The sequence below is a fragment of the Curtobacterium sp. L3-7 genome (genome assembly GCF_048756585.1).
In the GTDB taxonomy this organism is placed as follows: domain Bacteria; phylum Actinomycetota; class Actinomycetes; order Actinomycetales; family Microbacteriaceae; genus Curtobacterium.
The window spans coordinates 83163-100872 of the sequence record NZ_CP151474.1; the positions used below are offsets into that span (position 1 = coordinate 83163).

16 protein-coding genes and 1 tRNA gene are annotated in these 17710 nt (G+C 68.2%); 7 read left to right on the forward strand and 10 right to left on the reverse strand.

The genetic code is table 11. From position 1 onward, the window contains the following. Positions 1-47 precede the first annotated feature (47 nt). The 3 genes from AAEP80_RS00390 to AAEP80_RS00400 all read right to left on the reverse strand — a co-directional run bounded on the left by AAEP80_RS00390 (position 48) and on the right by AAEP80_RS00400 (position 2734). Positions 48-1421 (reverse strand): DUF1254 domain-containing protein, encoded by a 1374-nt coding sequence (locus tag AAEP80_RS00390; RefSeq protein ID WP_420365547.1) that lies wholly within the window; start codon positions 1419-1421, stop codon positions 48-50. A 55-nt stretch (positions 1422-1476) separates the two neighbouring features. Then, complete coding sequence (gene ppk2 / locus AAEP80_RS00395; protein ID WP_420365548.1) at positions 1477-2385, reverse strand: polyphosphate kinase 2; 909 nt, start codon at positions 2383-2385, stop codon at positions 1477-1479. A 145-nt stretch (positions 2386-2530) separates the two neighbouring features. Beyond that, positions 2531-2734 carry a hypothetical protein gene (locus AAEP80_RS00400; RefSeq protein ID WP_420365549.1) on the reverse strand — a complete coding sequence of 68 codons (204 nt, stop codon included), beginning with the start codon at positions 2732-2734 and terminating at the stop codon, positions 2531-2533. A 113-nt stretch (positions 2735-2847) separates the two neighbouring features. Between AAEP80_RS00400 and AAEP80_RS00405 the strand changes: the two genes are divergently transcribed. Further along, positions 2848-3717 (forward strand): NAD(P)H-binding protein, encoded by an 870-nt coding sequence (locus tag AAEP80_RS00405; RefSeq protein ID WP_420365550.1) that lies wholly within the window; start codon positions 2848-2850, stop codon positions 3715-3717. Positions 3718-3825: 108 nt separating this feature from the next. On the opposite strand, the gene AAEP80_RS00410 is transcribed toward AAEP80_RS00405, so the two are convergent. The 3 genes from AAEP80_RS00410 to AAEP80_RS00420 all read right to left on the reverse strand — a co-directional run bounded on the left by AAEP80_RS00410 (position 3826) and on the right by AAEP80_RS00420 (position 6477). Continuing rightward, on the reverse strand, positions 3826-4725 hold the full coding sequence (locus tag AAEP80_RS00410) for an NAD-dependent epimerase/dehydratase family protein (protein WP_420365551.1): 900 nt from the start codon (positions 4723-4725) through the stop codon (positions 3826-3828). Between the two features lie 3 nt (positions 4726-4728). Further along, positions 4729-5529, reverse strand: a complete 801-nt coding sequence (locus AAEP80_RS00415; protein WP_420365552.1) for an SDR family NAD(P)-dependent oxidoreductase — start codon at positions 5527-5529, stop codon at positions 4729-4731. A gap of 117 nt (positions 5530-5646) precedes the next feature. Further along, on the reverse strand, positions 5647-6477 hold the full coding sequence (locus AAEP80_RS00420; RefSeq protein WP_420365553.1) for an oxidoreductase: 831 nt from the start codon (positions 6475-6477) through the stop codon (positions 5647-5649). Between the two features lie 154 nt (positions 6478-6631). On the opposite strand from AAEP80_RS00420, the gene AAEP80_RS00425 reads away from it, so the two are divergent. Further along, entirely contained in the window at positions 6632-7522 is an 891-nt protein-coding gene (locus AAEP80_RS00425) for a helix-turn-helix transcriptional regulator (RefSeq protein ID WP_420365554.1), read from the forward strand. A gap of 53 nt (positions 7523-7575) precedes the next feature. Here the strand turns inward: AAEP80_RS00425 and AAEP80_RS00430 are convergent, their stop codons facing one another. Further along, a complete protein-coding gene (locus AAEP80_RS00430; RefSeq protein WP_420365555.1) occupies positions 7576-8559 on the reverse strand; it encodes an aldo/keto reductase in 984 nt (327 codons plus the stop codon). Positions 8560-8663: 104 nt separating this feature from the next. Between AAEP80_RS00430 and AAEP80_RS00435 the strand changes: the two genes are divergently transcribed. Further along, the gene (locus AAEP80_RS00435) at positions 8664-9053 is read left to right on the forward strand and encodes a MerR family transcriptional regulator (RefSeq protein ID WP_420365556.1); all 390 of its coding nucleotides are present in this window, start codon (positions 8664-8666) and stop codon (positions 9051-9053) included. Positions 9054-10196: 1143 nt separating this feature from the next. Here the strand turns inward: AAEP80_RS00435 and AAEP80_RS00440 are convergent. Then, on the reverse strand, positions 10197-11060 hold the full coding sequence (locus AAEP80_RS00440) for an alpha/beta fold hydrolase (RefSeq protein WP_420365557.1): 864 nt from the start codon (positions 11058-11060) through the stop codon (positions 10197-10199). Between the two features lie 54 nt (positions 11061-11114). Here AAEP80_RS00440 and AAEP80_RS00445 point away from each other — a divergent pair, with 54 nt between their 5' ends. Beyond that, positions 11115-11573 carry a winged helix-turn-helix transcriptional regulator gene (locus tag AAEP80_RS00445; RefSeq protein WP_420365558.1) on the forward strand — a complete coding sequence of 153 codons (459 nt, stop codon included), beginning with the start codon at positions 11115-11117 and terminating at the stop codon, positions 11571-11573. Between the two features lie 4 nt (positions 11574-11577). Here the strand turns inward: AAEP80_RS00445 and AAEP80_RS00450 are convergent. Next, positions 11578-11652: transfer RNA gene (locus AAEP80_RS00450), tRNA-Arg, on the reverse strand. Positions 11653-11685: 33 nt separating this feature from the next. After that, positions 11686-12777: an epoxide hydrolase family protein gene (locus AAEP80_RS00455; protein WP_420365559.1), complete on the reverse strand. Its 1092-nt coding sequence runs from the start codon at positions 12775-12777 to the stop codon at positions 11686-11688. 46 nt (positions 12778-12823) lie between these two features. Between AAEP80_RS00455 and AAEP80_RS00460 the strand changes: the two genes are divergently transcribed. The 3 genes from AAEP80_RS00460 (at position 12824) to AAEP80_RS00470 (ending at position 17272) form a co-directional block, all read left to right on the forward strand. Next, on the forward strand, positions 12824-13255 hold the full coding sequence (locus AAEP80_RS00460; protein WP_420365560.1) for an arsenate reductase ArsC: 432 nt from the start codon (positions 12824-12826) through the stop codon (positions 13253-13255). Further along, a complete protein-coding gene (locus AAEP80_RS00465) occupies positions 13252-15336 on the forward strand; it encodes a bifunctional lysylphosphatidylglycerol flippase/synthetase MprF (protein ID WP_420365561.1) in 2085 nt (694 codons plus the stop codon). The genes AAEP80_RS00460 and AAEP80_RS00465 overlap by 4 nt, the downstream gene beginning before the upstream one ends. Positions 15337-15748: 412 nt before the next feature. Beyond that, positions 15749-17272, forward strand: coding sequence for a hypothetical protein (locus tag AAEP80_RS00470; protein ID WP_420365562.1), 1524 nt, complete (start codon positions 15749-15751; stop codon positions 17270-17272). Positions 17273-17710 lie beyond the last annotated feature (438 nt).

Below are 17710 nucleotides of genomic sequence, written 5' to 3' on the forward strand. Positions count from 1 at the left end.
CTGGCACCGCGCCTCCCGTCCGTCACGGGGTCACCATCTCGATCCCGTCACGCGCCCGCCGGTTCGAAGTCGCCTGGTGCCCAGCTCCGGTCGAGGTAGGGACCGAGCGGGCCGTAGAGCCGGAAGTACGAGAACCAGTGCTTGCCGGGGATCGTCTGCACCCAGTTGCTCGTCCCGCTCGCCGGTGGTTCCGGACCGAAGTGCAGCACGACCGAGCCGTCCGACTCCACCACGAGGTCCCGGTCGCGGCTGCCACGGTCGCCGCGCTGCTGCTCGTTGTCGATGAGACACCGCGTCCCCACGTCGTACACCGTGACCGACCAGAACAGCGCGGCCGGCACGTCGGGCGGCACCGTGAGCTCGTACGACCGGCCGCCGTCGAGCCACGCACCCGTTGCATCCGTGTACGCACCGAGGTACGCCTGCCCCTTGCCGGGGGTCGTGCTCTTCATCGCCGACGAGAAGCTCACCGCCTCGTAGAACCACGATGCACGCTCCAGCAGCTCGTCGTACCAGGGGCCCCGCTGTGCCGAGTTCGAGAGGACGACCGCGAAGTCCCACTGCCGGTCCGGGCGGTAGCGCGTGTCGGGGAAGCGCTTCGCGAACGTGTTCGCCTGTGCCATGCGCTCCCCGTCAGCAGCCGCCCGTTCCAGCACCATGACGAGCCGCTCGTCCGGCGCGAACGGCTTGCCAGGCTCGATCCCGAGCTGTCGCAGCATCGCCAGGAAGAACCGGTCCCGCTCGTCGACGACCTCGGTCTGGTAGATGCGGTGCAGCACCTCCCAGTAGGCGATGCCCCGCGGTTGATCGCCCGACCACGGCCGCCCGTCCGGCGAGATCAGCCGGGTCGCCGGCGGATCGTCGTGCTCCGCCAGGGGATGCACGCGCACCGCCGCGGCCAGGGCCGCCCCGCGCTCCGGATCCGGGTCGAGCGTGCGGAACCCGAACATCACGTTGACCCCGCTGGACCGGATCACCGACCAGCTCTGGTCGTGCTCGGGGACGTCCTGTCCAGGAGCGACGACGAGCGTCGTCCCGCCGTGCCCGGCGTCCGCCCCCATCTCGCCGAGGACGCCGCACTCGCGCTGCCAGAAGTCCGACACTCCGCCCGCCGTCGGTCCCGGTGGGAGCTCGATCACGAGCGGACCGGTCTCCGACAGGTCGAAGAAGTTCAGGATGTACGGGGTCGTCGCGTTTGCCGTGATCAGCCCGAGCTTGTCCCGGTAGGTGACGTAGTGCACGAGGTCGTGCTGCGTCGCGCCGAACACCTCGCGGTGCTGGGCGCTCCAGTGCGCGTAGGACACGATCGGCAGCGCCCACAGGTAGGTCAGGCAGGCGAGCTGGTGGTCGAGGTCGTCGAAGATCGCCGGCAGGCTGTCGCGCGGCGGGAGGTCGGTACCGTTCTCCGCATCGGTGGTCATGCCAGCGATCGTCGTCCCGAGCCGCCCTGGCGACATCACCCCAGCAGGGTGAGCGTCACTCCTCCATCTGGAGCGCCTTGCCGCGCATCACCAGCAGAGGGTCGGGTGGCAGCGCCACCGACGGGTCCTTGTCCTCGTAGTCGAACTGCGCGAGGAAGTACCGCATCGCGTTCACGCGGGCGCGCTTCTTGTCGTTCGACCGGACGATCGTCCACGGCGCGTACCGCTTGTCGGTGCGGCGGAACATCTCCTCCTTCGCGGCCGTGTAGTCGTCCCAGACCCGGAGCGACGCGACGTCGTTCGGCGAGAGCTTCCACCGGCGGACCGGGTCCAGCTGCCGGATGGCGAACCGAGTGCGCTGCTCCTTGCGCGTCACCGAGAACCAGAACTTCGTGACGTGGATACCCGAGTCGACGAGCATCCGCTCGAACGACGGTGCCTGCGCCATGAACGTCTCGTACTCCTCGTCCGAGCAGTACCCCATCACGCGCTCGACCCCGGCACGGTTGTACCAGGAGCGGTCGAACATCACGATCTCCCCGGCGCTCGGCAGGTGCTCGACGTACCGCTGGAAGTACCACTGCCCCTGCTCGCGCTCGCTCGGCTTCGACAGGGCGACGACACGGGACGTCCGGGGGTTCAGGTGCTCGGTGAAGCGTTTGATCGTGCCGCCCTTGCCTGCGGCGTCGCGGCCCTCGAACAGGATGATCGCGCGACGGCCCTCGTCCTCGAGCCAGTACTGCAGCTTCAGCAGCTCGACCTGCAGGCGGTACTTCTCGTACTCGTACTCGTCGCGGTCCATCCGCTCGTGGTACGGGTAGTCCTCTTTCCAGGTGTGGATCGGGTTGCCCTCGGGATCGATCAGCTCCGGATCGGCGGTGTGGGCGCTCCCGACGGTGTACCCGCGCGTCCGCAGGTCCTCGATGTACTCGCGCAGGTCTCCGATGGGGGCGACGTCCAGCACGGGGTCCTCCTCGCCCGCGCGGGGTCGGTTGCGCGGCTCACCCCGGTATAGCAACCCGGGGTGAACAACGGACATCGTCGACCACACGCTCAGTCCCGCGTACTCCGACCCCGTGGGTCGGCGTGGACGTTCGGTGTCGCCACGGCTACCGGCCGCGTTCCGCCTTGCGGAGGGCGAAGCGCCACAACCAGATGCCGGCACCGAGCCAGAAGATGCCGAGCGCCGTGTTCACGACAGCCAGGACAACGTCGAGATCCGGCCGGATGAAGCGGACGATCGACGTCGTCATGAAGACCGAGCCGAAGGCGAGGGCGATCGTGCCCAGGACCTTCGCGCTCAACACGTCCACCGAGCCAACCTAGCGCGCGCTCGCGTCTCGATGACCGATCGGCCACCGGATGAGGCGGTGTCAGACCCACGCAGTAGAACTAGGGCGCAGAAAGGCGGGCGGGAATGATTGCGATGACTGCGCCGAACGGCAACGTCGGGAGCGAGACGGTCCGCGCACTCTTGCGCGCAGGGGTCCGCCCGCGGGTTCTGACGAGGCACCCGGAGTCCTTGCCCCAGGACGTTCGCGAGCGCACAGACGTCGTCGCTGTGGACCTTCGCGATCATGCTGCTGTCGTCGCGAGTCTCCGCGGGATCCAATCGCTGTCATGGATCACACCATCACCTGCGCTCGACGAGTCCGATCCTCTTGCCTACTACGACGAACTAGCCGAAACGCTGCAGGGCGCGGTGACATCAAACGCGATCGGACGGGTCGTCTTCCAGAGCAGCGTCGGCGCCGAGCGCCGGAACGGGGTCGGCGAGATCGACGGTCTCGCCGCCACCGAGCAACGACTTGACGCCCTTGGTATCGACGTGGTGCACCTACGGTGCGGGCTGCTGATGAGCAACCTGTTGCTTGACCCGGGTGCGCTCGATGGTGGCACAATCCGCGTGCTTCTCCCCCTCGATCTTCCGATGCCATGGGTGGCACCTCGCGACGTTGCGGAAGTCACCGCTGCCCGGCTCCTGTCGCCGCACTGGTCTGGGAGAGAAGTCCAGGCACTTCATGGGCCCGAGGATCTCACCTGGTCCGAAGTCGCGGAGGTTCTCCGCTCGACGCTGAGCCGTCCTGTCCAGGTGGAACGCATCAGAGACGAAGCGATGCGGGGAGACCTCCGGGTCAGTGGCCTTACGGAACAGCGGGTAGCGGCGATCATGAGCATGTCTACGGGCATTCGAGACGACTTCATCGCCGAGCAGCGACGCGACCTGACCACAACCACGCCCACGACGCTGCGCGCATGGGCTACCCAGCTCCACCGCGTCGGATTCAGTGTCTGATCGCCGATCGCCTATCGAGACAACCTGCCGACCTCGGTACGGCACTTTCGCAGAAGACATTGAGGCCACACCCGCGAACGGGTGTGGCCTCACTTGTCACGGCGACGTTCAGCGGCCGTTGGGCTCAACGTGGTCGCGCCAGGTGTGCTCCGGTACCCAGCCGAGGTCACGCTTCGCGGCTGCGTTCGAGAGCAGCGACCCGAACTCGGCCAGCTCACCCTTGACAAGGGTGTTGGGGTACCGCTCGGCGATGATCTTCGCGGTGGGAATGGGCATGACGGTGTCGTCGGCGACGATCAGGTACGGGTGAAAGCCGCGCTGGGTCTGGTGCAGGGCCTTCTCCGTTGCGGTTCCGACATCGCGGCCGTCGATGTAGGACCAGATGTCCCACGCGCGAGTGTCAAGGTTGTCGGCGAACGAGGGGTACTCGTCGTAATCGTCAACGTTCTGCACGTAGGACAACCGAAGTGCGGTGACACGTAGCTCGGGGTCGTTGTTGGTGTACTCCTCGGCGAGGTGCTCCATGAACAGCTTGGACAGACCGTAGGCGTTGCGGCCGTGGCGGGCGGAGTCGTCATCGAGGGGCAGTTGGTCGAGGTTCGCCGGGAACGGCACCCCGAGGACGGTCTCGCTGGAGGCCAGGACGATGTCTTTCAGGCCGTGGCGGTGGGCAGCCTCGAACACGTTGTACCCGGCGATGACGTTGTTCTCGAACGTCTTGGCGTTGCTGTAAAGGCGGGGGTGCGGCACGGCTGCGAGGTGGACGACGACGTCGAAGGCGTTGTCGACGGTGTCGCCGAGGACGTCCCAACCGACGGACCCGAGGGCGTCGAAGGTCTGGCCGTAGTCGGTGAGGTCGGCGACGATCGAGATGATGTCGGTGCGGGTAGCCGGGGTCTGGTCGATCCCGAAGACCTCGTGGCCGTCCTTGAGGAGCTGGTCGACGACGTGCTGGCCGACCTTGCCGTTGATGCCGGTGACGGCGACGCGCTTCTTCGTGGTGCTCATGGGTCAGCTCTTTCGTGACTGGTTGGGACGGGTCAGCTCGGCCTGCTTGGCGGCTTTCTCCGGCTCGGGGATAGTGCGGTTGTCGATGACGATCTGCTTGGTGGCGTCGTCGCCGCCGACGACGTGGTCGTCCCCAGCGAGGAGGGCTTCGTAGCCCTGCCGGGCGACTTCGGTCTTGTCGTTCTTCTTGAAGTCGGGGCCGAGCTTGGTGTTGTTCATCCCAGCGTTGGCGTGGAAGTCGCTGTCGGTGGCTCCTGGCAGGAGCGCGGTGACGCTGACACCGGTGTCCTTCAGCTCCTCGCGGAGGGATTCAGCGAAGGCGAACCCGAACGCCTTCGAGGGGCCGTAGACGGTCTCGAACGGGGTGGGGGTGGTGGCGGAGATTGAGGAGACGATGAGGATGCGGCCGTGACCATTGGGGACCATGTGCTGCACGACGCGCTTGGCGAGGTGGACGGTGCCCTTGATGTTGATGTCCAGGAGGCGGAACTCGTCCTCGAGGGTGTTGTCGACGAACGCACCACCGAGGCCGATTCCGACGTTGAGCGCTGCCGCCTCGACGGGGCGGTCGAGGTCTCGGACGAAGGCCCAGAAGCTCTCCACGCCGTCGTAGGTGCTGGCGTCTGCCTGGTGAGGGTACGCGTCGACACCCAGAGTCTCGAGGCTCCCCGCGGCGGCGAAGACGCGGTCGCTGGAACCGGTGAGTGCGACGTCGTAGCCGCCGGTGGCGAACTGCTTCGCGAGCTCGAAACCGATTCCGGAAGAACTGCCCGTGACGAGGGCGAGGGGACGCGGGTCATTCATGGGTTCTGCTTTCCGACGCGATTGCGGTGTGCGTCTGGTCGGTCGTCATCTGGGGGCTGAGCGGGTGCGTGGCACGCTTGGTCCCGGCTGTGAACCGACGCTCTGGTGTCCGGTAGATCATCGGTCGGCGCTGCGGCTGACGTGCTCGCGGGCGGCGATGTCGTCGCGGACCATGTCGAACTTCTCGAGGATCCCGTCGTAGGCGATGTTCCCGAGGGGCAGACGCTGCGGTGGGTTGGCGTCGTGGGCGACGTCCACGATCGCGACGGCGGCCTTCGCGGGGTCTCCGGGCTCCTGGCCTGCACCCTGGCGGGACGCCTGACGGTTCGCGCCGGCGGTGCTGGCGTAGTCGGTGATCTCTCGGTAAGGCTTGGTCTCGGCGGCAGAGTTGCCGGCCCAGTCGGTTGCGAAGGGTCCGGGCTCGATCAGGACCATGCGGATGCCGAGTGGTGCGACTTCGTGCGCGATGGCCTCTGAGAGACCCTCGACGGCGAATTTGGAGGCGTTGTACCAGGACAGCGCGGGGAACGAGCGGAGGCCTCCGACGGAGGAGACGTTGATGATGGTGCCGCTGCGGCGGTTGCGCATGCCGGGCAGGAGCGCCTTCGTGATCGCGGCGAGACCGAACACGTTGATCTCCATGAGGCGGCGCTCTTCCGCCTCCTCGCCTTCCTCGAAGGCGGCGAAGTAGCCGATGCCGGCGTTGTTGAACAGGACGTCGATGCCGCCGGTGCGCTTCTCCGCTTCAGTCGTGACGGAGCGGACCTCGTCGGCGTCGGCGACGTTGAGTTTCATTGGAATGACGTTGTTTCCGCCTGCGTCGATGATGTCGGAGAGTGCACCGGTGTTCCGTGCGGTGGCCACGACGGTGTCGCCCCGTCGCAGGGCCTCGAGTGCGACCTCGCGGCCGAATCCGCGCGAAGCGCCGGTGATGAGCCAGGTAGCCATGAAGCAGGTGTCCTCTCGATCGGGGCCGGAACATCTCCGGCGCTTATCCAGGACACCGGGGCCGGGGGAGGTGTGTCAGGGCCGCAGTGTCGTAGGACAGAGCGGCCCACTCACATTCGTGTCGCCCGGGATGGGTGTCGGGGACAATGAGCGCATGGCGAAGAATGAAGCGCTCAGCGAGTTCCTGACGGGCAAGCGCGCCGCCGTCACCCCGGCGCAGGTCGGTATCTCCGCCACGGGCCCTCGACGCGTCCCGGGGCTGCGGCGCGAAGAAGTGGCCTTCCTCGCGGGAGTCAGCGTCGATTGGTACATCCGCCTCGAGCAGGGCAGGCAGGTGACGCCCTCGGAGTCGGTGCTGGCGGCGATCGCGAAGATCCTGCTCCTCGACGACGCCGAACACGACTATCTCGTGAACCTCGCCCGTCCCGCCGCAGGAATCACAGGAGGCCCCGCCGAGGTTCCCGTGCGACCCGGGATCGTGAGAATGTTGCGTTCCTTCGACCGACAGGCCGCGTTCGTCGTGGGCCCCCGAACCGAGGTGCTCGCCGGGAACGGCTTGGCCTGGGCGCTCCTGACAGACTTCCCGAGCAGGGAACCCGGCGACCGGAACCTGCTGCGCTGGATCCTGCTCGACCCGGACGCGAGGAAGCTTTACGCAGATTGGGCAGTCATCGCTTCAGAGATGGTCGGAGTGCTCCAGCTCGAAGCGAGCTCCTACCCCAACGACGAAGCCATGGCTGCCTTCGTCGGAGAGCTTGCCACTAAGAGTCCGGAGTTCCGGACGTGGTGGAGCGTCCCCAACCCACTCGGGCGAACATCAGGCCGAAAGCGGTTCCTTCACCCTGCCGTCGGGGAGGTTCTCATTGACTGGGAAGCATTCGTGGTTCCCGGCCCCGAGGGGCAGACGATGTTCGTCAACAGTCCCGCGGACAAAGCCGCCGAAGAATCACTGCGTTTGCTGGCCTCATGGTGGGCAACCAAGACCGAGCCGCGCGCAGATCCACAATCCACTCAGTTGGCAAACTTCACGCGACCGTCTCGGTAGCCCATCGTCTATTGAGACGTCCTGCAACCGTCCGGTTCTGCTGAGTAGGACGCTTAGCCGCGGTCGCGGGCCATGGCGGCTTCGGTGTTGCGGGTGCCCGTGGCGACGCCATGAGGAGAAACCGCTTCGATTCGTTCGAGGTCGCCGGCGGTGAGCGTGACCTCGGTCGCGGCGACGTTCTCCTCGACCCGGGACGCCTTCGTCGTGCCGGGGATCGGGACGGTGCCGGCGTGGATCAGCCACGCGAGCGCGAGCTGCGCCGGCGTGATGTTCTTCTCCGTCGCGATGCTCCGGAGGGCGTCGACGACGCGGAGGTTCGCGTCGATCGCCTCATCCGAGAACCGCGGCAGGTTCCGGCGGGCGTCGCCCTTGGGTAGGTCGTCCTTGCGGGTCACGGTGCCGCTGAGGAAACCGCGGCCGAGGGGAGAGAACGGCACGAACCCGATGCCGAGCTCACGAGCGGTGTCGAGGACGCCGTTGTGTTCGGCGTCCCGCTCGAACAGGCTGTACTCGGACTGGATCGCCGTGACCGGGAACGTCTCGTGCGCGCGGCGCAGCGTCTCGGCGGACGTCTCGGAAACGCCGATGTACCGGGCCTTGCCGGCTGTGACGGCCTCGCTCATCGCGCCCACGGTGTCCTCGATCGGGACGTTCGGGTCGACCCGGTGGAGGTACCAGAGGTCGACGTGATCAGTGCCGAGGTGCCTGAGGGACCGGTCGATTGCGCGGCGTGCGTGCTCGGGTGAGCCGTCCAGGCCGATGAACTCGCCGCTGTCGGTGAAGTCGGTGGCGAACTTCGACGCGATCGTCACCCGGTCGCGGTCGGCCCCGAGGGTGCGACCGAGTAGCTTCTCGTTCTCGAACGGCCCATACGCCTCCGCGGTGTCGAACAGAGTGATGCCGAGGTCAAGTGCGCGGCGGATCGTCTCGACCGACCCACGCTCGGTCGCACCGCCGTAGAAGGCACTCATCCCCATGCAACCGAGCCCGAGCGGGGAGGTGGTCAGGCCTTGCGAGCCGAGGGGTGTCTGCTGCACGATGTGCTCTCCGTTCCGATGCCGGTGTGTCCGACCGCAATCAGCTTCGGCCCTGGTGTGCACACCATGTCAACTGGGAGACTCGGCAGATGATCCTTCCAGCCGTGGCCACCGACGAGCCTGTCACGATCAGCGAAGCCGCCGGCTTGCTCGGGATCACGGTCGACACGATCCGGTACTACGAGAAGGAAGGCATCGCGCCTGCCCCGCCCCGCGGGCCCGATGGTTGGCGGCGGTATGACAGTGCTGCGCTGTCATGGCTCGCTGGAGTCGTGATGCTCAGGGGCACGGGCATGAACGTGCAGGAAATGCGGGAGTACGCGGCTGCGTACCGTGCGGGTGCGAACGACGCCGAACGGCTCGCGCTCCTCGAACGACACCATGCCACCGTCCTTGCCCGGCAAAAGGAGCTGCAGCAGCACCTTGCAGCACTCGAACGGAAGATTGCCGCCTACCAACACCAGGTCCAGTCGGCACCACAAGACGTCCGCTGAAGGATTGGTTATCGAGACGGACTGCTCGGCTCGGGTAGCAGCCAACCGCTGATCCGCGCCGCTACTAAACCCCTCTCGTCCGGCATGCTCTTGCAATGGAGTTTTCGTGGTGGACGTGGTGGGGGCTCGTAGTCGTCATGCTGATCGGGCTCGGGCTGATCGGGCGCGCTGCTGTCATCGCCGTCCGCAGGGATGGGATCGGCCGGGCCAGAGCAGAGCGCGGGACCAGTGCTCGGTGGTTCTGGTCAGGGATCGGAGTGTTCGTCGTCGCGGGTGCGCTACTGGTTGTGTGGGTCATCGCGCTCGACAGCTGACCGTGGCTGGTTGGCTGTGCCTCGGTGCGGGATCGGTCACCGGGACAGCGTGCTTGGGTGAACACGTGACTTCAGCCGTGAGGGGTTCAACGCTCGTCGACGTGGCGCTCCAGGACGTGCCCAGCGTCGTGCGGGCTGCTGTGGCGCAGATTCCTCGCGCATCTGTCTCCGAGCTTGACCACGATGGGGCGACACTCACGCAACGGTCCGGAGTCGTGATTCCTCGTGTCGAGGTCATCTCGCTCGCGTTCCGCTGGACACCGCAAGGGGACTCGGAGGTCGTGATCGTCAGGGCGCGGCGGGGTGGCCTGCCTGCGCCCGACCCGGTTCTGTCGGAGTTCGAGCAGACCCTCTTACGTTCGATTCGCGCGGCAGCGAGATAGGCCTCGCCTTAGATCCCGCGCCGTCCGATAGCCGGTCCGCCAGTGGACATTTGACTGACCATGGGCAACGCCGACTCACACCGCCCTGGTGCGAGTCGGACCCCGTCTCACGTAGGTGGTTCGCGGAGTTTCGCAGTTCCCGCATGCCATACGGACGCCTTCTGACGAAACGATGCCGAGCCGATCCGCCGTCGACCTGACCCGTCCGTGACGCCGACCACTGTGTCCATCTCCGTGTCGCAGGAACGCTGCGTGCCGGTCGGACACGTCGTTCGGCAGACGACACCACACCCCCGAGGCTCTCCGACGAACACGTCGCCGCTCTGCCGATGCCGTCAACTCCAAGGGCATGGGCTCTCGGGGAATTGCCAACTCGCTGATCGCGACGAGACGAGGTGCGAGCCGTGCAGATCGATCTCAGCGCTCGCGAGCTGACGGTCGCATCGTCAGCTCGCAGGGAGCGTGTCGCTGAGGAACGGTGAGAGTTGGTCGAGCAGCTCGCGCGGCCTGTCCAGGGGAACGATGTGACCGCTGGTCGCGATCGAGGCGCTCTCGAGCTGATCCGTTATCGGCTCGAGCTGACGAGCGGTGGCGTCGCCGACGACCTGCGCGCCGACCGCGAGCGTCGGGATGCGCAAGCGCAACCGAGTGGTCGCCTCCGCGATCTGTTCGGCGTTCCGAGGCATCGCGCGGTAGTACTCGAAACCGCAGCGGAGCGCCTCCCGCCCGCTGTACGCGCTGACGAATACGTCGCGGATGGTCGCAGCCACGCCCGACTGATCCGCGGTGCCGGCCCGGAGGAAGAAGTCGACGTACTCGGCTTCGTGGCCCTCGACGACGGTCTCGGCCAGGCCAGGGACGGCATGGAACCCGAACCACCACGGCGCACCGTTCTGGAAGAACCCCTCGGCGCCGGGCAGCAGCCCGATGGTCGACTCCATCAGGACGAGCCGTGACACCCGGTCCGGGTGTTCGAGCGCGAGCATGAACGCCGGTGGTACGCCAGCATCGATCGCGACGACAGCGGCAGTGGGCGCATCCATGGCATCGAGGAGCCCAGCCATGTCCGCTGCCAGGTTCCGAGCGTCGTAGCCCGTACGTTCGCGGTCGCTTCCGCCAAGGCCGCGGAGGTCGGGTGCGATCACCCGGTGGGATCGGGACAGGACGGGGATCACGTCGCTCCAGACACGCCAGGTGTGCGGGAAGCCGTGCATCAGGAGCACAGGGGACCCCGTGCCGGCGGTCGCGACGTTGAGTCGGGTGCCGTTCGTCGCGATCCGGGTCCCGACGATCGATGGGTTGCTGGTCATGGCGCTCCAGGTCGTGGTTACGATTGGTGACCAGCTGATGGTAGGAGACCACCCATGCGCGGGAAAGACGGCACTTTCACGGAACCTGGTCACCCGCCGGTGACCGATCACTCGCACCAGTCCCGGGGTGATCTCTTCGATCCGGCCTGCCCGACCCGTCAGCTCTTGGATCGGCTCGGCGGCAAGTGGACGTCCATGGCGGTGAAGGTGCTCGGCGACGAGCATCCCGGTGAGGTCCGCTTCGCCGAGCTGAAGCGCCGGATGCCGGGGATCTCGCAGAAGATGCTCGCGCAGACGCTCAGGAGCCTCGAACGCGACTCGCTGGTCGACCGACGCGTCGAGCCGACGTCGCCGCCGAAGGTGCACTACCGGCTCACGGAGCTCGGCCAGTCGCTCACCGAGCCCATCGCCGCCCTGCGGGACTGGGCAGAACGCCACATGGCGCGGATCGACGCTGCGGGACTCGCCTGGGACGCCGTCCGGCAAGAATCGGAGCCACGCGCCGACGCGTGACGTCTGGTGCCCCTGGAGGGACTCGAACCCCCAACCCTTTCCTTAGGACGGAACTGCTCTTCCATTGAGCTACAGAGGCCGGCCCGTCCACTCTAGCGGGACCGAAGCGCGCTCAGTCCCGGAACGGCTCGAGGAACGCGACGAGCTCAGCCGCGTACGACTCCGGCTGCTCGAACGGAGCGAAGTGGCCGCCGCGCTCGGGTTCCGACAGGTACACGAGGTTCGTCGTCCGCTCGAGCCACTCCCGCGGCGCACGGACGAGGTCGCCCGGGTACAGGGTGAAGCCGGACGGTGCCTCCACCCGGCGAGCGGACTGCTCTGGCGGGATCGCCGCGTTCTCGTGGTACATCCGCATGGCGGAGCCGATCGTGCCCGTCGCCCAGTACTCGGTGACGAGCTGGAGCACCTCGTCCCGCGTGTACACCGACCAGAGGTCACCGTCGCAGTCGCTCCACGACCGGAGCTTCTCGACGATCCACGCGGCGAGCCCGGCCGGGGAGTCGTTCAACCCGACCGCCGCGGTCTGCGGCTTCGTCCGGTGCATCGACGCGTAGGCCCCCTCGGTGTCCCGCCACCGGAACGTCGACTCGACGAATTCGCGTTCCGGCGTGGACAACGACGAGACGTCGATGCCGGGCCACGGCAGCCCGCCGTCGATGCGGTGCACGGCGACCACGCCGTCGGGATGGTCGAGCGCCAGGTACCGGACGACGTGCGTGCCGATGTCCCCACCGGCGACCGCGAACCGGTCGTACCCGAGCTCCGTCATGAGCGTCGCCCAGAGCCCCGCGACCGCCCGCGCGTCGATCGGCGTCGGCGGCGCGTCCGAGAACCCGTACCCGGGCATGTCCGGCACGACGACGTCGAACCCCGCGGCGACCAGCAGCGGCAGGACCTTCCGGTACCGCCAGGTCGAGTCCGGCCAGCCGTGCGCGAGCAACAGCGGCGTGCCGCCCTCTCCGGCGTGCAAGACGTTGATGCCGATCCCGTCGATCTCGACCGTGCTGCTCGGAAGCGCCGCGAGGGCGGCACGGTGGGCGTCGAAGTCGAACCCGTCCGCCCAGTACTCGACGAGCTCCCGCAGTTCGGCGACGTCGACGCCGAGCGACCAACCCGCGACGCCCGGCGCGTCGGGCCAGCGCGTCGCACGCAGCCGCGCACGGAGATCGGTGATGGTGTCGTCGTCGATCCGCATCTCGGCCATGGCCCGACGCTACGCATCCCCTCCGACAACCGTGCAGGATGGGCGGATGACCACGCCGAGGCCCGCAGTGCTCTTCGTCTGTGTCCACAACGCGGGCCGCTCCCAGATGGCCGCCGGGTACCTCCGGCACCTCGCCGGCGACCGCGTCGACGTCTTCTCCGCCGGTTCCGAGCCCGCCGACCGCATCAACCAGGTCGCCGTCGACGCGATGGCCGAGGACGGCGTCGACATCCTCGGCGAAGCACCGAGGATCCTCACCACGGACGCCGTCCGGCAGGCGGACGTCGTGATCACGATGGGCTGCGGCGACGCGTGCCCGGTGTTCCCGGGCAAGCGGTACGAGGACTGGAACCTCACGGATCCGGCCGGGCTCCCGCTCGACGCCGTCCGCCCGATCCGCGACGACATCCGCGACCGCGTCCGGACGCTGATCGGGGAGCTGGCACCGGGGGCACTGCCCCCAGGGGCGCGGCCGTGACGACCGTCGAGCACGCGAGCCGACAGCGGCCCCGAGCTGCTGCGGTCCTGACGAGGATCCCGGGCACGCTCGCCGTGGTCGGCGTGCTCCTCGTCGTCGGGATCGTCGGGCAGGGGCTGTGGTCCCCCACCCCGGCTCAGACCTGGTGGCAGGACGTCGCGTACGGGCTCCCCGCACTCCGGGACGGACGGTGGTGGACCCCGGTCACCGGGACGTTCTTCGTCGTCAGTCCGGCCGCGTACATCCCGACCCTCCTGGCCTTCGCCGGGATGGGACTGCTGGAGTGGCGCCGTGGGACGCGTGTCGCACTGCTGTCGTTCGGCATCGGGCAGCTCGTCGCCGTACTCGTCACCTGCGCGTTCCTGGCGGTCGCGTCGCTGTCGGCATGGCCGTGGGCCGACCGGCTCGCCGGCGTGCTCGACGTCGGGCCGTCCGGCGGCGCCGTCGCGTGCATCGCGGCGTGCTGCGCCCTGCTCCCGTCGCCGTGGCGGCAGCGACTCTGGGTGGTGGTGTTCGGGTACGCGGCGATCAGCGTCCTGTTCCTCGGCACCCTCGCGGACGTCGAGCACGCGGTGGCCGTGCTGTTCGCCCTCGCCGTGACCCGGTCGTTCCGGATCGAACGGGCGACCCTCCGCGACCGGCGGCTCCTGGCGTTCGCGATCAGCCTCGCGCTCGGGGCCGTGCAGGTCATCTCGCTGCTCGTCCCGACGGACGGTCCGTTCGGCCGCACACAGGCGCTCGACGGACCGTGGATCGACGTGCTCGTCGACGTGGTCGTGATCGGGTTCGTCACGAACGGCCTGCGTCTGGGACGCCGGTGGGCCTGGGTCCTGACCGTCCTCGTCGCGCTGCTCAACATCGTCACGTCGGCCCTGCTCGTCCTGGTGCTCGCGGTCGACCCCGGCGTGCAACTCGACGGCGACGACGCGCACCACGTCGTGGCGACGTCGGTGCTCTGGCTCGCGTTCCTGGTGTACCTCGTGGCGACGCGCAGCGCCTTCCGGTCCCGACGGCGACGGGCGCTCGGTGCCGTGAGGGGCCGGCGAGCGGCGGATCCCCCGGCGCTCGACGAGGTCCGCGACACCATCAGGGCCGACGGCGGCGGCACCCTGTCCTGGATGGCGACGTGGGACGGCATGGAGTACCTCCGGACGACGACCGGCGTGGTCCCGTTCCAGAAGCACCTCGGGGTCGCGATCGTCCTGGCTGATCCGCTCGGCCCGGAAGGCGGCATCCCGGGGAGCGTCGCGGAGTTCGTCGCGGCGGCCGAACGGGACGCCCTCGTGCCGTGCTTCTTCAGCGCCGGCACCCGCACGCGCGACGCCGTCCCGCCCTCGTGGCGCAGCCTCGTCATCGCGGACGACACGATCGTGGACCTGCCCGGGCTCGCGTTCACCGGCAAGCCGTGGTCACACGTCCGTACCGCGCTGAACCGGGCGGACCGTGAGCAGGTGACGTTCCGGATGACGTCGCTCGCGGAGGAGACGTGGGGCGTCCGCCAGCAGCTCCGGGCGATCTCGGAGTCGTGGATCGGCGACAAGGACCTTCCCGAGATGCGGTTCACGCTCGGGACCCTGCACGAGGCCGAGGACCCCGAGGTGCGCCTGGCCCTGGCCGTGTCCGCTGTGGGCGACGTCGAGGGCTTCCTCAGCTGGCTGCCCGTGTACGGACCCGGCGGCGAACACCGCGGGTGGACCCTCGACCTGATGCGTCGGCGCGACGGCGGGTTCGGCCCCGTGATGGAGTTCCTCATCGGTTCCTCCGCCCGGACCTTCGCGGAGGAGGGCGCGCAGATCATGTCGCTCTCCGGTGCACCGCTCGCGCACGAGGTCGGCGACGACGAGGGGCAGATCGCCCGGCTGCTCGGCCAGCTCGCCGGCGTGCTGGAGCCGGTCTACGGGTTCACGTCGCTGCACCGCTTCAAGCAGAAGTTCAACCCGCGCTACGAGCCGATCCACCTGCTCTACCGCGACGAGGGTGACCTCGCCCGCATCGGGCCGGCACTCGTCCGCGCGTTCCTGCCGGACGCCACGCTCCGGCAGTACGCGGCGGCCGGCTTCGACATGATCCGGCGAGACTGAGTCCGCCCCCCGCGGAGGCGCCCAAGACCGAGCACGCTCACCGCGAGGTGCCCCCCCGGGCAGCCCGGCCGCCCCGAGTCGCGTCGCCGCACGCGACCACACGACGGACTGGAGGCTCGTGGCGGCGCCGCCACGAGCCTCCAGTCCGGTGGTCCCGGCGCCAGGCGGCGATGAGGAACCGTCCCATTCGGCCTGCAGGCGTTCGACGCCGCGCACGACCCAGCTCGAACCGTGCGGCGCCTTCGGGCGGAACCGCAGGTGCCAGGCCATCTCCCGTGCACGCGGGTGGGGCCATCCCGAGCAGCACGTCTCCACCGAGTAGCGCTCCTCACCGTTTACATGTAACCTGCGAGTATTATTTCGTCAATATATGAGGTGAGAAGTGAAAACAGGTACTTCGTTGCATCCGCGCGTGACGCAGGCAGCCACGGCGATCGGGATCGTTGTCCTCATGGCGTGGCCCGCCACGGCCGCGAACGCGGTGGTGAGCCCTCCGACAACCGACCCGCCCGGTGCCGTCTCGACCAATGCTCCGGTCACCGTGACCGGCACCACCGGCGAGCAGGCGCTGCCAGCGAATCTGTCGGCCGTGGCAACATCCGTGAGCGCCCCGACAGGACGGGTCGCTGCGAACAGCAACGGTGACGGGTTCACCTACACAGGCATCTCCGCCAACGGCAGCAGCAACTGCCCGTGGCCTGGAGCGAACCGTACGACGGCAGACATGAGTACCGCACCGGTCCCGGTCACGGTGACGTTCCCCAAGCCGGTCGTGGACCCGTACTTGATGTTCAACCTCGGCGGCGTCAACTACTCCGGCCCCGGGTTCTTCCTCGGCTTGCGTCCGAGCATGACCTTCACTTCCGTCAACGGAAGCCCACTGACCGATGGCTCCATCACGAGAACGACCGATGACGGGGAGTCGTTCGACGGTGCGACGTACCGGCTGGTGACTCCGGAGGCCTACCCCGCGCCGTCGGCCGTCGCACTGGTGAACTTCCAGGCTCACGGGCTCGTGAGCTCGATCACCTACAACCTGACGTACACGTGCCAGTACTCGTCATCGACGACCGCCACAGTCGGGCACACCGTGTCGACGAGCGCGGTCCAGTCTCGGGTCCGTGTGGGCGTGCCCGCCACGGACCTGGCCGTGTCGTCTTCGACCGCGCCCACCACCGAACAAGGTGGGACCGCATCGTTCACCACCGAGGTGACGAACAACGGTCCGGCTGCCTCGAGCGGCTTTGCCCTGACAGGCACGGTGCCCGCCGAGCTGACGGACCCGCAGTTCGTCGGCGACGCTCCTGGATGCACCATCGCAGGCGCGACGTTCACCTGCGTCGAGGCTCCCTCTGGCGGCACGGTGACTCCACGAGACGACGGGACGTTCGTCTCCGACCTCGCCGGTACCCCCGCGACGGTACTCGCAGCTGGCGGGAAATTCGGCGTCACGATCGCAGGTGCGGTGCCTGCAGACGCGACCGGTGAACTGACTGCCTCCGCCTCGGTCAGCGGAATCGACGCAGACACCGCGATCGAAACCAACAACACCGCGACCTCGACGACCACAGTCGTCTCCGCTCCCGTGACCACACCACCGCCGGGCGACGGTACGAGTGACGGCAGTGGTCCAGGTGCCGGTTCCGGTGCAGGCGACGGTTCTGGTTCGGGTGGCGACGGGGCTTCGGGTACGGGGCCCGGTGGCGACACCGGTTCGAGTGCCGGTACCGGTTCGGGTGGTACCGCCAGCACGGGACCGACCGATACCGTGACGCCCCGGAACACGGTCGAGCGAGCCGACAACCAGGCTTCGCACGCATCGGAGCTTGCGTTCACAGGGAACGACCCCTGGCCGATGATCTCCGTCGCGCTCGTGCTGCTCAGTCTCGGTGTTGCAGCTGCCGTAGCGGGTGCGAAGCTCCGCACCAGGCCGTGAGGCGCGGACCCGGCGGAGTTGGAGCCGACCCATCCTCCCGCCGGGTCGTTCATCTGTGACCCGGGTACCGCAGGCCGACACTTCGCGCTCGGAACGAGTCGCCTGCATCCCACTGCCGGCGAACAGCGTGCTGGTGTCGGCGTGGACCAGCGGCGCTGGGTGGATCGCGACGTGCCCGCTCGCACGGTCTGCCGTGACCACACGACGGACTGGAGGCTCGTGGCGGCGCCGCCTCGAGCCTCCAGTCCGGTGGTCCCGCCGCTACGCGGCGATCAGGAACTCGTCCCACTCGGCCTGCGGGCGCTCGACGCCGCGCACGACCCAGCTCGGACCGTGCGGCGCCTTCGGGCGGAACCGCAGGTGCCAGCCCATCTCCCGCGGGGTGCGGTCGCCCTTCGCGTTGTTGCACGCCAGGCATTACCTGAACACACGCGCCTC

Bases quoted from the DNA above. Each gene is read 5' to 3' on its own strand.
- AAEP80_RS00390 (WP_420365547.1), bottom strand. From the start codon at position 1,421: ATGACCACCGATGCGGAGAACGGTACCGACCTCCCGCCGCGCGACAGC.
- AAEP80_RS00405 (WP_420365550.1), top strand. From the start codon at position 2,848: ATGACTGCGCCGAACGGCAACGTCGGGAGCGAGACGGTCCGCGCACTC.
- AAEP80_RS00410 (WP_420365551.1), bottom strand. From the start codon at position 4,725: ATGAGCACCACGAAGAAGCGCGTCGCCGTCACCGGCATCAACGGCAAG.
- AAEP80_RS00415 (WP_420365552.1), bottom strand. From the start codon at position 5,529: ATGAATGACCCGCGTCCCCTCGCCCTCGTCACGGGCAGTTCTTCCGGA.
- AAEP80_RS00420 (WP_420365553.1), bottom strand. From the start codon at position 6,477: ATGGCTACCTGGCTCATCACCGGCGCTTCGCGCGGATTCGGCCGCGAG.
- AAEP80_RS00425 (WP_420365554.1), top strand. From the start codon at position 6,632: ATGGCGAAGAATGAAGCGCTCAGCGAGTTCCTGACGGGCAAGCGCGCC.
- AAEP80_RS00440 (WP_420365557.1), bottom strand. From the start codon at position 11,060: ATGACCAGCAACCCATCGATCGTCGGGACCCGGATCGCGACGAACGGC.
- AAEP80_RS00445 (WP_420365558.1), top strand. From the start codon at position 11,115: ATGCGCGGGAAAGACGGCACTTTCACGGAACCTGGTCACCCGCCGGTG.
- AAEP80_RS00455 (WP_420365559.1), bottom strand. From the start codon at position 12,777: ATGGCCGAGATGCGGATCGACGACGACACCATCACCGATCTCCGTGCG.
- AAEP80_RS00460 (WP_420365560.1), top strand. From the start codon at position 12,824: ATGACCACGCCGAGGCCCGCAGTGCTCTTCGTCTGTGTCCACAACGCG.